Source organism: Rhizobium sp. BK591 (assembly GCF_014195045.1).
Classification (GTDB): domain Bacteria; phylum Pseudomonadota; class Alphaproteobacteria; order Rhizobiales; family Rhizobiaceae; genus Rhizobium; species Rhizobium anhuiense.
On record NZ_JACIAZ010000001.1, the window covers coordinates 783,088 to 798,509 of the forward strand.

Below are 15,422 nucleotides of genomic sequence, written 5' to 3' on the forward strand. Positions count from 1 at the left end.
GGGGCGTCAGGTTGATTCCGAAAATCGATTGTTCACTATGATAGCGCGGGGCTCAGGGATGTTTCGGCTCTGGCGAGGAACTCGCCAATTGCCTCGATCGGAAGCGGCCTGCTGACCAAGTAGCCTTGAAGCCTGTCGCAGCCCACGCCGCGCAACCATTCGGCCTGACCTGGCGTCTCGACTCCTTCGGCGGTCACCTGCATGTCGAGGTCATGGGCGAGGTTCACGATGCAGCGGACGATTGCCTGGCTTTTCAGATCGCTTTCGAGATCGGTGATGAAGTATTTGTCGATTTTGATCGTGTCGAAAGGGAATGTCTTCAGATAGCTGAGCGAAGAATATTCGGTGCCGAAGTCATCAAGCGAGATTCGTATCCCCAGCACGTTGAGCGTATTCAGGGTGTCGATGTTGTTGACGGTCCGCTCGAGCAGCACGCTTTCGGTTATCTCAAGCTCCAGACGGTCGGGCGGCAAGCCGACCAGGTCGAGCGTCTGGGAGACCCGATCGGTGAGGCCACTGGTCAGGAATTCGGCCGCCGATAAATTGACGGCAACGATGTAGTTCTGCGGCCACTTCATCGCCTCGCGGCATGCCTGCTCTAAAACCCACGCTCCTATTTCCGGCATCATTCCATCGGCCTCGGCCATCGGAATAAATGCCGCCGGTGAAATTTTTCCAAGCAGGGGATGGTGCCATCTCAGCAATGCTTCGAAGCCGACAACGCAGCCGCCCTCTGAGATGGGTTGGTATTCGACAGAGAACTGCTGCTGGGCCAAGGCCATGCGAAGGCTGCGGCGCAGCAGTTCGCGTTGCTCCAGCGATTCAAGCATCGAGGGATCAAATGCTTTTGCCCGGCCGCGCCCGTCTTTCTTCGCGGCATAGAGCGCGAGATCGGACGCCTTCATCAGTTGCTCCGGACTTGCACCGTCCGATGGCGCGGTGGAAATGCCGATGCTGGTACCAACAAATACGGCAATGCCATCTATCGTGAAGGGCTTTTTGAATTCGGCAACCAGAATTTCTGCTAGCCACTGCCCCTTGGCCGGATGTCCCGAGCCCATGGAAATAACGGTGAATTCGTCACCCGCCAGTCGATAGGCTCTGTCATCGCTGGTCAGGCAGCCTTGAATACGCCTTGCCGCAAATTGAAGGACCTTGTCGCCGGCCGGATGCCCAAGCGTGTCGTTCACGGGCTTGAAATCGTCGAGGTCGAGCTGCATCAAAGACAGGGTCTCGTTCGCGCCTGCGGCCTCCTGCAGCAATACTGTGAGGTCCTCGCTGAACTGTCGTCGGTTCGGCAGTCCGGTCAGGGGATCATGGGTCGCCAGGTGCAGAAGGGTTGCACGCTCATCATCGAGACTTTCCTCGGAGCGCACCACGGCAAACAGATCTCCGATCCGATAGATCGTCAGTCCGCGCGATCCAGGCTCGCCAAGGTCGCCCGATATTCGCAAAGGCTGGGCACTGTCACCCAGTGAACGTAGCGCAAGCGTAATCGCCGATTGGTCCAGTTCTGGAAAATGCTCCCAAAAGGACGCTGCTGGTTTGACAGAAGCAGGCAGCTCATTGCCCAGCAAATTCTCGACGGGATTGAGATCGCGGTCAAAGAACAAAAGTCGGTCGATCGAACTCGAAGCCTCTGCCTCTGTTTTTCCGAGGGCCGAGTGGGCCGCACGAATTTTCCGCATGTCCGAGGCTCTCCCTTGCTGAATGTCCTAACCAGATATTGTAGCAGTTTGACTCCCACACAACTTGTGCACGCTAAGATTTACATTAGGCATTTCTGATTAACAATCCCCAACCGCAGCATTGAGATACACTTATGTCACGGATAAAAAGAAGCAATCGATCACCTGTCTTGCCCGCGCCTGCACTGGGATAGGCAGGACCACAGGAGGCCGTCAGGCGGTGATCCGATTTCGGAGCCTGCCTTCATCGAGCAATATTCTGACCGTCCGCGCTGCGTTTTGGCGCATCTCGACCGCGGCGTGATCGGAGTAAAAGGCATTGTGCGGGGTTATCACCAACCGTCCCGCGAGCCAGTCTTCACGTTTGCGCCAGGCCGAAAGCAGCGGATGGTCGCCCGGCGGTTCCTGCATCAGCATGTCAATCGCGGCCGCTGCCAGGTGGCCGCTTCTGAGGGACGTTTCAAGCGCATCGAGATCGTCAATAAGTTCGCCGCGCGCCGTATTGACCAAAATGGCTCCGGGTTTCATCCGGGCAAGTCCGTTGGCGTCGAGCATGCCGCGTGTCTCCTCCGTGGCTGGACAGTGGAGCGTGAGGATATCCGAGCGCGCGAAAAGATCGCCCGCATTGTCGACACGCTCGTATCCCACCGCCTTTTCGTGACCAGGCGGTTGGCCGGGATCATAGCCGAGGATGCGAAAGCCGAAGGGCTTCAGGCGGTTGATGACCGCCGTTCCGATCCGTCCGACACCGACGACGCCCACAGTGGCCCGGTTTGAACGGGAAAGCGGCTTGAGGCTGTGGACTTGCCATCCGGACCGATAGCCACGGGCGCGGGCATCATGTTCCCAGAGCCGTCTTTGCAGGGACAGGATCATCGCGACCGCGTGGTCGGCAACTTCCTCGGTGCCATAATCCGGGTTGTTGGCGAAGGGGATGCCGGCGGCCGCCAAGGCCTCGATATCGATCTTCTCGTAACCGACGCCGTAACGCACGACGCCCCGGCAGCGGGTCAAATGCGCGATGCTTCGCGGCCCGAGCCGTGCGCCCCAGACCATCAGGGCATCGAGCCGGGCGAGGCGATCGGCAGCGAAAAGCGTTTCATCCGTGGTGGCGAAGAAGTCGATCTCGACCTCCCGGCCGAGCATCTCGGCCTCGAGGTCCGGAGAGCCGATCATGTGGTCGGTGATTCCGACCACATATTTTCTCTGTTCTGTCATTCGGAGGAAGAGCCGCCTTGAATTGTTGGTCCCTCGGTCACGCCAACCGTCCTACCTCTTCAATGCCCAGCGAACCCGGCTTGCCTCCATCGCGTGCAAGCTTTGCCGCCGCTCGTTGGAAGGCCGCGTTGAGGGGTGCGGCTACGCCATGAAGACGTCCGAGCCGCACGATCTCACCGTTCAGGTAGTCAACCTCACTTGACGTGCCGCGCACGAAGCTCTGCCATGTCGATTGCTGGCCGCGTTCGATGCCGCTGTCTTCGGCGACGCGCCAGCCTGATATGTCGATCGCCCGTTCCGAAGGGGCCGCCAGATCGTATCCCGCCGCCTTCAGGACGGTGCGGGCTTCTTCTGCCAATTCGGCGGCGGCTTTTGCGCGCACCTCCGGTGTGCCGGCGAAAAGCTCGACTGCGTTAGTCGCATTGTGCTGCAGTTTGGCGGCCTTCCAGCGGCGAATGTCTGCACGCGCTTCGGCCAGATATCCCGCCTTCGTCAGGTCGGAGACAACAGCCGATGCGGTATCGTCCAGTCCGTGCGGATAGCGTCCGAGCGTGACGATGCCGAGATTCGGTTCACCGCCGACGACGACCTCACCGGTCACGGTATAGCGCGCGGGAATGAGAATGCTGGCCGCGTAAACACGATGGAAGCGTCGCAGCGCGATATCCTCGGCCGCCAGCCCGTTTTGGAGCGTGACCAGCGGCAGATCGGATGCGAGACCTGCGCCATCCACATCGCGCCAGGCCCAGAAATCGGTTGCCGCTTCGACATCCTGCGCCTTGACCGTGAGGATCAGGATATCGTCCGGCTTCAGAACGGGCGGCGTTGCGGTGTCGACCGCATTGAGCTGAACCACCCGGGTTTCCCTCGGGCGGCGATAGGAAAGGCCATGGGCGGCGATATGAGCGATCTGAGCGCCGCGTCCCACCAGAACGTAAGGAATGTCGTGGGTTTCGAACTCGGCGGCAAGGCTTGCGCCGACCGCGCCGGCGCCGATGATGATGTAGCGTGTCATGTTCGTCCACTGCGAGTTGGCCGGAGGGCTGAAGGGGAAGGTGGGAAGGTCATGAGGTGAGGTCCGTCCCCGTCGCGTCAGGCTGTTTTAAGGACGGGGACGCCTGTCGAATAGCTCGATAGGGCGGTCTCATCCCGGTTCCACCGGTCGAAGGCGGCGCGCCCCAGAATGGAAATCGATACGTCTTCCTGCGGAGCATGGACGAGCACGGACTGGATGTCCCGGAAATGCCGTTCAAGCCCCAGGTCGGCGCTCAGGCCCGGATTGCCGATGCCGCGCACCGCGATCTGGACTGCCTCGCGCAACTGCCGGCCGGCAATGAGCCGGGCTCTTATGAATTTTTCCGCGTCAGTTTGGCCAGCTTCGAGCGCGCCAAAAATGATCTGGCGGGCGCCGGAGACAAGCAGGTCGATTTCGCCCGAAAGCGTCACGAAACGCTCCGTGCGGGCAATGGGATGGCCGAGATTGGTCGGCACCCGCTCATGCGCGAAGCGGATGAACGCGGCCTGCGCGGCTTCCGCCACGCCGAGATAGAGCGCGGTCAGCGCCAGCGTGAGCGCCGCATGGGCGCGATTGTCCTGTTGGGCAACTGTGGCGTCGGTGAGATCAAGCACGTCCTCTGCCGGGATCTCGACGTCGGTATATTCGACGTCGTGCGAACCTGTGGCGCGCATGCCGAGGCTGCTCCAGTTTTCGATCACGCGAATGCCAGGCAGTCCATTCGGCACGACGAAGGTTCCAACCCGCGTTGGGGTTTCATCGGTATGCGCCCAGACGAGGAAATGCGTGAGACCATGCGCGCCGGTCACGAAGCGCTTGCGACCGGTGATCGACCAGCCGTTGGCCGTGCGGCGGGCGCGCGTTGCCGGCAGACCGCCGCGCGCCGGCGACCCCAGTTCCGGCTCGACGCGGGCGGCGTTGAGCAGCAGCGGACGCTGCTTTCCCTCCGCCAGCAGCCTGATGTAGAGATCTTCCGGCCAATGGTTTTTTCCGGCCTGGCCGAGATGGTTGAAAATTGTCATGGCGCTGATGAGCGCGACCGACGGATCGCCTCGCCCGAGGGCGGCTAGGATGTGAGCCGTGTCGGCAAGGTTGGCACCTCCTCCGCCGTAGCGGACGGCGACAGTGCTTTCCAGAAGGCCGCTTTCATGAACGGCACGAATGCCCGTCCATGGAAACTGACCGGTACGATCCGCTTCCGGAGCGGCCTCGGCTAGAACCCGCGCGGTTGCGTTCAGGACGGTTGTGTCATGGGGCATGTCGTTGAAGCCTTCTGATGGAAGCCCGAGCGATATCCTCCGACGCGATGAAGACAGCGTCGCCTGCTCGTTCTGGGATTGAATGCATGGTCCAACCGTACCGGACCGAGATCATCAGGCGGCCGTTTTCTTTTTGGCCTCTTCCCGCTCGCGGATGCCGTCACGCACCAGCGGCAGGATGTAGCGGCCATAATCGACGGCATCGTTGTAATTGTCGTAGCCGCGGATCGAGATCAGGTCGGCGCCAAGATCGATATAATCGAGGATGGAATCGGCGATGGTGCGCGGCGAACCCACCAGCGCGGTGGTGGCGCCGCTGGCATTGGTGGCGGTCACGGTCGGATACCACAGGGCGCGGTCCTGCACATGTCCGCGTGCCGCAATGTCCAGCAGCCGCTGCGAGCCGACATTGGCCGGACGCGGAGCCGAAAGCGGCGCACGGCTCAGGCCCTTCTCGCGGTTCTCGTTCAGCCGGTCCAGAACCTTATGTGCCTTCGCCCAGGCCAATTCGTCGGTCTCGGCCACGATCGGCCGGAAGGTGACCCAGATGCGCGGACGATCTGCGCGGCCAGCCTTGGCGGCTTCGTCGTAAATCCGGTCGATCTGCTGCTTGGTTTCGGCAAGCGGCTCACCCCATAGGCCGAAGATGTCGCACAGCGAACCGCCGATCCGGTAAGCCGCATCCGACGAGCCGCCGAGCGAGATGGGGATGAGGCCCCTGGTGGGACGCACGGCGCTGCGGAACTGCTTGAACTGGTAATATTTCCCATCGAAATCAAAGGGCTCGGTCGACGTCCAGGCCAGACGCAAGATGCGAATATATTCCTCCTGCCGCTCGTAACGCTCTTCCTTATTGAGGAAGTCGCCTTCACGCGCCTGCTCCTCGTCGCTGCCGCCGGCAATGAAGTGAACGACGACGCGCCCGCCGCTCAACTGATCGAGCGTCGCCAGCGATTTCGCCGCAACCGTCGGATAGACCGTGTTCGGACGTAGGGCGACGATGATGCTGAGTTTTTTCGTATGTGCGAGGATCGTCGCTCCAAGCGTGAACGGATCGAAGGAAGACGAGGAATAGGGGATCAGCGTGTAGTTGAAGCCGTAATCGTCGAGCGCGCGCGCGTATCGCTCCAGAAAACGCGCATCCACCGGCGCGTCGGGAATAGGGTTGAGGTCATTGGAGGCATTGGCAAAGCTTGCGCTGATGAATTCCGTGGCCATGTGAGCGTTTCTCCCGGGGTTGCCGAACATGCCCTCACGTTATGGCGTGACAAATCCCATAGGAAGACAGGTCTTTCTTTTTCTACTAAAACTGTAGAAAATATTCGCGCGTCGCAGCCTGGTGGGGAAGAGTTGGTCACCTTCTCCATTGAAAACCCTGATGGCTGCTCTAGCCGCAATGGCGACGCTCGACCGCTGGCATCAGTGTGGTTCAAATGGTAGGCGACCAGCCGAGGTTGGGGGCCACCGTGTCTGCCAGGTCCGTCAGCAGCCGCACGTTTTCGGCAAGGTCGAAGGCGGGGGGAAGGAAGAGCACAAGCTCATCGGCGGAGGCAAGGCCTGGGTCGTCAAGCACGGCCTCAAGCACCTGGTCGGGCCTGCCTTGGAAGACCGGGGAGATCTGGATGCCGGGCGGCTGATTGGCTGGCGCGGCCGGCGTCAGCGCCCCCTTGGGACGGGACGCGGCAATTCCCTGGGTGCGGCGCTCGAGGTCGTAGGCTGCATACTTCTCCCGAAGCTCGGCCGTGGTGCCGACCAGGATTGAGGCGGCAACGGCGACTGGCGGCGGTTGGGTGTTCCACGTCTCGCGCCAGGTCGCACGGAAAGCCGCGATGCAGCGAGCCTGATACTCCCCGAAGGTTTCGCCCTCGTCGTGGTCGTGCTGCACTGTGCCTGAGATGAGCCCGATTCCGAGCTTGGCAGCCTGCACCGCCGAATCCAGACTAGCCGAGCCCTGCCTGATCCGCGAGCGCAGGGTCGGGCTGTGCGGCGTCACCCGCAGTTCAGTACCCTCCGGGGCGCCCTGGCCTTGCCCAGCGACGGTGTGGAGAACCTCACCCGAGATCGCGGCGAGGAAGCGCGCCTGACGGCGTTTGGCTTCCGTCCGGGCATCGGTGTCTGCCGTACCGAAGACGGCGTCGAACGCCGCATTGGCGCCCGTCGAGATGGCCAGCTCCAAGCGGCCGCTGATCAAAAGGTCGGTCGTGCCGGCCGCCTCGGCGAGCAGGATGGGGTCCTGGTAGCGCATCGGGATAACAGCCGAGCCGAGCGTGATATGCCTGGTATGCTGGCCGGCCGCGGCGAAGAACGGAAGCGGTGACGACAGGTAGTGGTCGAAGTGCCGTTGGTAGGCCCAGCCCGACTGATAACCCAGTCGCTCGGCGGCCTTGAACAGCTCGATCCCGTCGCGTAGCCCCTGCGCCGGCCCGGCGTCGTCGTTGAAGGACACCCGGGTGTTGAAGCCGAGCCGCTGCTTCGGACGAAACGGTGCGGGCAGGGGGATGGCAGGGGCGGCGATGGTCATGCGATCTTTTCCTCGTTGACGAACCGCTGCGGTCTGGGGTGTGGCGCGCGGGCGATAGCAGCGGCGCCTGATGGGATCGATTCCAGCAGCGAGCGTGTGTACGGCTCCCTGGGGCGTTCGAAGATGTCGGTGACGGTCCCATGCTCGACGATGCGCCCACGCTGCATCACCGAGACGGTGTGGGCAAGCTGGCGCACCAGAGCCAGGTCGTGGGAGACGAAGACATAGGTGAGGCCGAGCTTGGCTTGCAGCGAGAGCAGCACCTCGACGATGTCGGCCTGGACGCTGACGTCGAGTGCGGAGGTTGGCTCGTCGAGCACGATGACGTCGGGCTTGAGCACCAGTGACCGGGCGATGGCCACGCGCTGGCGCTGGCCACCTGACAAGGCCTCCGGCTTGCGTGAAAGCAGATGTTCGCCGAGCCCGACATTGGCCAGCGCTTCGCGGACCCGCGCGGATCGTTCCTCGCGGGTGCCGATCTTGAACCGGTCGAGCGGTTCGCGCACCAACTGCTCGACTTTCCAGGTCGGGTCCAGCGAGGTGAACGGGTTCTGATAAACGAGCTGAAGGTGGCGCCATACGGCGCGCAGGGACTCGGGCGAGCGACCGGCGAGCTGCTCGCCGGCGACGGCGATATTGCCGATGTCGGGTTGCTCGAGCCCAAGCAGCAGCCGGATTGCCGTCGTCTTGCCCGAACCGGATTCGCCGACTAGCGCGTGTGTGGTGCCAGCCGGGACGGCAAACGACACCTCATTGACGGCCGTCAGAACCTTGCCGTCGACCGTGAAGGTCTTCGTGACGCCGCTGACTTCGATCTTCGGTGCCTTGTCGGCTTTGGTTCCGAGGAAACGGAAGCCGGGATCGCGCAGCGCACGGTAGCGATCGGGGTTGAGGGCCGGGACGTCGGCATGCAGCTTCCTGGCGTATGTCGACGAGGGCGCGGAGAAGACGGAAGCGGTGCTGCCGGCTTCCTGGACGACGCCGTCCTTGAGTACCACCAGCGAGTCCGCCCGCTCGGCGGCGATCGCCAGGTCGTGGGTGATGAGAAGCAGGCTGATCTCAAGCTCGTGCTGCAACTTGGAAAGCAGGTCGAGGATACGCTTCTGGATCGTGACGTCGAGCGCCGACGTCGGCTCGTCCGCGACCAGCAGCGACGGCCGTGGCAGGACCGCAAGGCCGATCAGCACACGCTGCAGCATGCCGCCGGAGAGCTGGTGCGGGTAGGAGTCGTAGACCCGTTGGGGATTGTCGAGCCCGACCTGGGCGAAGGTCTCCAGGATGAGCGCCTTGCGGATTGCCTTATTGGGCTCGTCGACGAGTGCTGCCGCCTCCATCGCCTGGGCGCCGATCGTCCGCACCGGGTTGAGCGAGTTGCCGGGATCCTGCGGGACGAACCCGATCGCCCGTCCTCTGAGCGGCCGGAAACGGCGCTCCGGGAGTCCCAGTATCTCCTGGCCGTCGAACTCGACGCGGCCGGCAGCGCGTCCACCGCTGGGGAGCAGCCGCAACACCGCCCGGGCGATGGTCGACTTGCCCGAGCCCGACTCGCCGATGAGGGCGAGGCTCTTGCCACGGCCGAGTTGAAACCCGATGTTGCTGACGACTTCGTGCGGCCCGTAGGAAACCGACAACCCGTCAACCCGGAGCAGAGGGGCTGATCGCTGGAGCGGCGGCCCGGTGGCGTCGGTGTGGGCGAAAAGCTCAGTCAGTCTGTTTTGCGAAGCCATCGGCTGATCCTGTTCACGGAGAGGACGGTTGCGATCGTGACGAAGGCGGGGGCGTAAACCAGCCACGGCCATTTGAGGTAGTCCTTGCCGATCGAGATCAGCAGGCCCCAGTCGGAGGCCGGCGGCGGGTCGCCGTAGCCGAGGAAAGCGAGACTGGCGATCACCAGGATCGAGTCGCCGAACTGCAGCACGGCGAGCGGCAGCACCGATCGCGAGGCATTCGGCAGCACGTGACGCCACAGGATGTGCCAGCGCGACCCACCGAGCAGAAAGGAAGATTCGACGAATGTGGCCTGCCGGGTTTTGATCACCTCAGAGCGCATCACCCGGGCGAAGAGGGCGACCGCCGAAACGCCTGTTGCAATGGCGGCGTTGGTGGTGTCGAAGCCGATCGCGGTGACGACGATGACGGCCAGCAGGAATTTCGGAATAGCCAGCAGAACGTCGACGAGGCGGGCGAACAGGGTGTCCACCCAGCCGCCGAAGAAGCCGGCCAGGAGGCCGATGAGGCCACCGGCGACAACGCCGATGACGACGGCGATCAGCGCGCTCGCCACCGAGGAGGCCGTGCCGTAGACGACGCGGGTGTAGAGGTCGCGGCCGAGGTGATCGGTGCCGAACCAGTGCGCCGCACTGGGGCCGAGCAGCTTTTGAGCAGGAACGCCGTTGACCGGGTCATAGCTGGTGAACAGGCTCGGGGCGAGAGACCAGGCGATGGCAAGCGCGACGATAGCGAAGGACAGCGCGACGACCGGCGGTACGCGCAGCGCCGTCAGGCGGCTGATCGCCGTGACATACGAGGCAGAGGAGGCGGAGGCGAGGGTCATAGCGTCACCGCCTTGGAAATGCCGGCGGAGCCTTCGTCAGCCGTGGTTGGACGGCGCTCGGGAGCGCCAAGAAGCTTTACGCGCGGGTCGAGCAGTGGGTAGGTCAGATCCGCGATCAGGTTGACGATCACGAAGACCACCGCTGCCAGCGAGACGACCGCCTGCAGGACGGGCAGATCCTGCGTGCTCACCGACCGTTGCACCAGGCTGCCGAGACCGGTGCGCCCGAACACCGTCTCGGTGATCAGCGAGCCGCCGAGCAGTTCGCCGATGGTGAGCGCGATGACGGTGATAACCGGCAGCGACGACGGCTTGAGCAGGTGCTTGGCGAACAGGCGCATTTGCCCGAGGCCGCGGCCCCGTGCGACGGCGGCGTATTCCTGCCCGGACTCATGATCGAGATTGGCGATGAGCACTTCGGCGATTTGTGCCGAGATGGGGATGCCGAGCGCGATGGCCGCGAAAAGCGTCGCCCAGAAGCTGTCGGGCTCGATCACGCGAAAGACGCCGAGCTGGAAACCGAAGAGATGGATCAGCACCAGGCCGATCACGAAGTTCGGCACCGACAGGAACAAGGAGGGGAAGCCCCGCAGCAGGCCCTGACCGAGCCGTTTTGGCAGAAACTGCGTGCCATAGGCGATCACTGCCGACAGCAGCAGCGCGACGACGAGACCTGCGGAAGCAAGGACCAAGGTCGACGGAAGCACCTCGGCGATCAGGGTCGAGACGGGCCGGTTGGTCCGCATCGACAGGCCGAGATCCCCGGTCACGAAGCCGGAAAAAGACGTCCACAGCTGGACCGGGATCGGCTTATCCAGGCCCTGGGCGGCGATGATCTCCTTGATCTCATCCGGTGTGAAGCCATTCTGAGGATTGTTCAGGACATTGGTGATCGGGTCGCCGGGCAGGATGCTGACGACGACGAAGGTGAAGACATAAGCCAGCAGGATCACGACGATCGCCTGCACGAGGCGTTTTGCGGCGTAGTTGAGGTAGGCTTTGCTCATGCCGTCACCTTCTTACGTTGCTCGGTTGAATTGCGGATTATTCGCTTTTCGTGGCCGTGTAGTAGCTGGCATAGGCGACGCCGTTGTAGACTTCGCCCTTGAGCTTCGGAGACTGCACGTAGATCCGCTGGACGATCTGTGTGCGCGGGATGAAGTAACCCTGATCGAGGATGTATTTCTGCAGTTCGTCGAGGAGCGGTTTGCGGCTTTCGATGGAACCGGCGCTGGCGATCTTGTCCCGGAGTTCGTTGAGCGTCTTGTCGCTCTCGTCGAGGGCGAACCAGTTCTCGCCGTTGTTGGCATTTGTCAGGATACTGGCGACGGTGCCGGCGTCGATGAAGCTGCGGGTCACCTCATAGGCCGGCACGGCCGGGCTGCCGTATTTGACCTTTTGGCCGTAGGTGACGACATCGTAGGAACGGATGGCGACTTTCCAGCCGATTTTGCCGAGCTGCTGGGAGATAAGCTCATCGACTGATTTCGAGGTTGCGAGGTAGGGGTTGGAATGCAGCGTCAGCACCAGCGGCTGGCCGTTCTTGGTGCGGATGCCGTCCGCGCCCTTTGTCCAACCCGCTTCGTCCAGGAGCTTCTCGGCCTTTTCGGGGTTGTAGACCAGCAGGGCGCTTTGGTCGGTCGCTCCCGGCACGTTGCTCTGGATGAAGGAGGTCGCCAGTTTCCAGTCTGACGTATAGACGGTGTCGATGATCTCCTGGCGATTGATGCCGGCCTGGAGGGCCTGGCGTACTTTCACGTCATCGTATGGCGCAAGCTTGGTGTTGACAGCCCAGCCGTTCACGAAGCCGAGATAACGTGGTGTCGCGGTGGTGAAGCCCTCTGTCTTGAGAGATTCCAGCTCCTGCGGCGAGGCGTTGTAGGCGACGTCGGCCTGACCGGACTGAACAGCGGCAACGCGCAGCGACGGCTCGGACACCAGCTTGTAGGTGATCGTGTCGAGATAGGCCGGGCCGGTATGGCCGACCGCGGCGGGACCCCAATTGTAGTCCTTGCGCTTGACCAGCTTGACGAAGTCGCCTTCCTTCCAGGAATCGACCACATAGGGGCCGCTGCCGGCGGTCTTGCTGAGGTCGGCCTGCTGGGCGGCAGGCTGCGCGAGGGTCTTGGGGGAGATCAGGATCGAGCCGTGGTAGCCGAGGGTCGGGATGAAGCCGAGTGTCGGCGCCTTGAAGAAGACCTTCACGGTAGCCGCGTCCACTGCCTCGGCGTGGTCGTAAGTCTTCGGGAAGAGACCGATCGGGTTGATGCCCTCGCTCTTGCGGCCGGCGTACCAGATGTCGAGGTTGGCGACGACGGCGGATGCGTCGAGCGGGGTGCCGTCGGAGAAGGTTACGCCGCTCTTCAGGTGCAGCGTGAACTCGGTGGCCTTGTCGTTCTGTTCCCAGCGCTCGGCAATCCAGGGGCTGACCTTGCCGTCAGCGTCGACGTAAAGGAGCTTATCGGTCACATGGCCCCAGATGTGGCCTTGGAAACTGGAGATGGCGCTGTTGTTCGGGATCCAGGTATCGCCCAACGAGTCGATGAGGAAGGTGATGTCACCGCCGTTGTGAGGGCTATCGGCACTCAGAGCCGGATTGAACTCCGCCGTTACCACCAAGGCGGCGATTGCCAGTGCAGACGTGGCGATCAGCAGACGACGCCGGGGAAGGGAGAACGGGGAAAAGCGTTCGATCATAATGCGGTCCTGTATTGTTTGCCAAGGAGATCACGACGCATAGCCTAAGCAGGGCAACAGGAGGGAGAAAGACCAGTTGTTCTTTTTCTACTAAATTTATGGATTATTTTGTTCGGTTTCTGCGTGTGTGTGGATCAGCTTTTCCGGGCTTGTCGCGATATGTCTGCGAACTTCATTCCCTCGAAGATCCGCACCGGCGGCAGTTCGCCGGCGAACCGCTCCGCCTCCACCCTGGTAAGCTGTCCGGTCGAGCCCTGGGCCAATTGCGAGGTTCCGACGTCGCGGGTGAGGATATTCGGGTTGCCGTGGATGCACATGGATTTCTCGGCGGTCGGGTCGTTCGGTTCGAACCACGCACCCGTCGCAAGCTGCATCACGCCCTGTCTCACGTCCTCGCTTATCACCGCCGCCGCAAGGCAGCTGCCGCGGGCGTTGAACAGCCTCAGAATGTCGCCATCGGCGATGCCGCGCTCGGCCGCGTCGGCCGGGTTGATGCGGACCGGTTCCCGGCCCTTGATCTTGGTGGAACGGCTGAAATCGCCATAGTCCAACTGGCTGTGCAGCCGTTGATGCGGCTGATTGCAGACCAGATGGAGCGGGTAGCTGCTTGCATTGCCCTCTAACTGCGGCTTGGCCGGATACCATCGCGGATGGCCGCGGCAATCGTCGTAACCGAAGCTCTCGATCGTCTCGGAAAAGATCTCGATCTTTCCGGATGGCGTCTGCAGCGGAGATCCGGACGGATCATCGCGAAAGGCGCGCGCCGGTCCGCCGTCGTCAGGCTTCAGCGGCAGGCGCATCTCTCCGCGTTCCCAGAACGTCTCGAGGTCGGGAGCTTCGTGTCCGGCGGTAGCAAGCGCCTTTTGCGTCGTCTCGAAAAGAAAGGCGAGCCATTCCTTGCTGGTGCGGTTTTCGGTGAACTCTTCGGCTCTGCCGAGGCGGCGGGCTATCTCGGAAAAGATGTCATAGTCGTCCCGCGCTTCGCCGACCGGCTCGATCAACTTTTTCATGGCGATCATCAGCGGATCGCGGTCCGCCGCGCCGATGTCGTCCCGCTCGAGCGTGGTGGTCGCCGGCAGCACGATGTCGGCATGACGGGCCGACGACGTCCAGGCCGTCTCATGCACGATGATGGTTTCCGGCCTCCTGAACGCCGCCCGCAGCCTGTTGAGATCCTGATGGTGATGGAATGGGTTGCCGCCCGCCCAATAGACGAGGCGGATGTCGGGATAACGCATCGCCTGACCATTATAGTTGAACGCGCTGCCCGGATTGAGGAGCATGTCGGCGATGCGCGCGACGGGAATGAAATCCGGCACGGCGTTCTTGAATTGACTGAGCGTGGGCAGTGGGACGGCAAGCTGGTGTTTGCCGATATTGCCCAATGCGCCAAGCGAATAGGAATAGCCGCCGCCATCCAGTCCGATCTGCCCGAGCATTGCGGCGAGCACGATGCCCATCCAGACCGGCTGCTCGCCATGCTCGGCACGCTGCAGGGAATGGCTGACGGTGATCAGCGTTCTGGCGCGCGCCATGGAAAGCGCGAGCTTCCTGATGGTGTCTTTGCCGATGCCGCAGATATGGGACGCCCATTCCGGGCTCTTTTCGACACCATCGGTCCGGCCAAGCAGGTAGTCTTCGAAGCGCTCGTAGCCGACCGTATAGCGGTCGAGAAATTGGCGGTCGTGCAATCCCTCGCTGGCAAGCACATGCGCGAGGCCGAGCATCAGCGCTATGTCGGTGCCGGGCAAGATGGGCAGCCATTCGGCGTTCACGTCAGCAGGAAAATCGTCTTTCAACGGGCTGACGAGGACAAAACGCGCACCGCGCGCGTGCGCGCCATTCAGCGTCCGGGGCACGATATGTGCACTGATGCCGCCGCCATGCACATCCGTGTTCTTGATCGCCATTCCGCCGAAGGCGACGACCAGTTCGCTGCTCCGCTCGATGGCATCCCAGGTGACGCTCTTGCGCTCGAAATGGTCGTAGGGTCCCAAGACATGCGGGATGATGACCATGGCCGCACCCGAGCTGTAGGTGTTGACGGATCTGATATATCCGCCCAGCACATTCAGAAACCGATGGATCTGGCTCTGCGCATGATGGAAGCGTCCGGCGCTCGACCAACCATAGGACCCGCCGAAGACGGCTCGCGGGCCGAAGTCCGCGTAAACGCGCTGAAGCTCCTTCGAAACGAGGTCCAGCGCCTGCGGCCAGCTGACTTCGACATAATCGTCTGCCCCGCGATTTTGCGCGTTGCCGGTGCTGCCTTCGAGCCAGCCGCGCCGGACAGCCGGACGTCTGATGCGCGCCGGACTATGGGCGATCGCGGCGAGATTGCCCAGCAGGGGCGATGGATGCGGGTCGGCCGGATGGGGACGGATTTCAAGCTTTCCATCTTCGTAGCGGCCGGAAAAGGCGCCCCAGTGGGAGCTATGGGGCTGAAACGAACTCATTTGTAAAGCTCCAG

General features: G+C 62.5%; 11 protein-coding genes. All 11 read right to left on the reverse strand.

The window, feature by feature from the left end; all coding sequences use genetic code 11:
• Positions 1-35: 35 nt before the first annotated feature.
• Positions 36-1,688 carry a putative bifunctional diguanylate cyclase/phosphodiesterase gene (locus FHX10_RS03725; RefSeq protein WP_028758188.1) on the reverse strand — a complete coding sequence of 551 codons (1,653 nt, stop codon included), beginning with the start codon at positions 1,686-1,688 and terminating at the stop codon, positions 36-38.
• A 213-nt stretch (positions 1,689-1,901) separates the two neighbouring features.
• A complete protein-coding gene (locus FHX10_RS03730) occupies positions 1,902-2,906 on the reverse strand; it encodes a C-terminal binding protein (protein ID WP_183844636.1) in 1,005 nt (334 codons plus the stop codon).
• Positions 2,907-2,943: 37 nt separating this feature from the next.
• The gene (locus FHX10_RS03735) at positions 2,944-3,921 is read right to left on the reverse strand and encodes a ketopantoate reductase family protein (protein ID WP_028758190.1); all 978 of its coding nucleotides are present in this window, start codon (positions 3,919-3,921) and stop codon (positions 2,944-2,946) included.
• Positions 3,922-3,998: 77 nt separating this feature from the next.
• Entirely contained in the window at positions 3,999-5,180 is a 1,182-nt protein-coding gene (locus tag FHX10_RS03740; protein ID WP_028758191.1) for an acyl-CoA dehydrogenase family protein, read from the reverse strand.
• A gap of 114 nt (positions 5,181-5,294) precedes the next feature.
• Complete coding sequence (locus tag FHX10_RS03745; protein WP_168333977.1) at positions 5,295-6,398, reverse strand: LLM class flavin-dependent oxidoreductase; 1,104 nt, start codon at positions 6,396-6,398, stop codon at positions 5,295-5,297.
• A gap of 211 nt (positions 6,399-6,609) precedes the next feature.
• A complete protein-coding gene (locus tag FHX10_RS03750) occupies positions 6,610-7,701 on the reverse strand; it encodes an LLM class flavin-dependent oxidoreductase (RefSeq protein WP_183844637.1) in 1,092 nt (363 codons plus the stop codon).
• On the reverse strand, positions 7,698-9,428 hold the full coding sequence (locus FHX10_RS03755; RefSeq protein ID WP_184389097.1) for an ABC transporter ATP-binding protein: 1,731 nt from the start codon (positions 9,426-9,428) through the stop codon (positions 7,698-7,700). Before FHX10_RS03755 ends, FHX10_RS03750 begins: the two co-directional genes overlap by 4 nt.
• Entirely contained in the window at positions 9,407-10,255 is an 849-nt protein-coding gene (locus FHX10_RS03760; protein WP_047610629.1) for an ABC transporter permease, read from the reverse strand. The genes FHX10_RS03755 and FHX10_RS03760 overlap by 22 nt, the downstream gene beginning before the upstream one ends.
• The gene (locus tag FHX10_RS03765) at positions 10,252-11,262 is read right to left on the reverse strand and encodes an ABC transporter permease (protein ID WP_028758196.1); all 1,011 of its coding nucleotides are present in this window, start codon (positions 11,260-11,262) and stop codon (positions 10,252-10,254) included. The genes FHX10_RS03760 and FHX10_RS03765 overlap by 4 nt, the downstream gene beginning before the upstream one ends.
• A 37-nt stretch (positions 11,263-11,299) precedes the next feature.
• Positions 11,300-12,952 (reverse strand): ABC transporter substrate-binding protein, encoded by a 1,653-nt coding sequence (locus tag FHX10_RS03770; protein ID WP_183844639.1) that lies wholly within the window; start codon positions 12,950-12,952, stop codon positions 11,300-11,302.
• A 134-nt stretch (positions 12,953-13,086) separates the two neighbouring features.
• Positions 13,087-15,408: a molybdopterin guanine dinucleotide-containing S/N-oxide reductase gene (locus tag FHX10_RS03775; protein ID WP_028758198.1), complete on the reverse strand. Its 2,322-nt coding sequence runs from the start codon at positions 15,406-15,408 to the stop codon at positions 13,087-13,089.
• Positions 15,409-15,422: the final 14 nt, after the last annotated feature.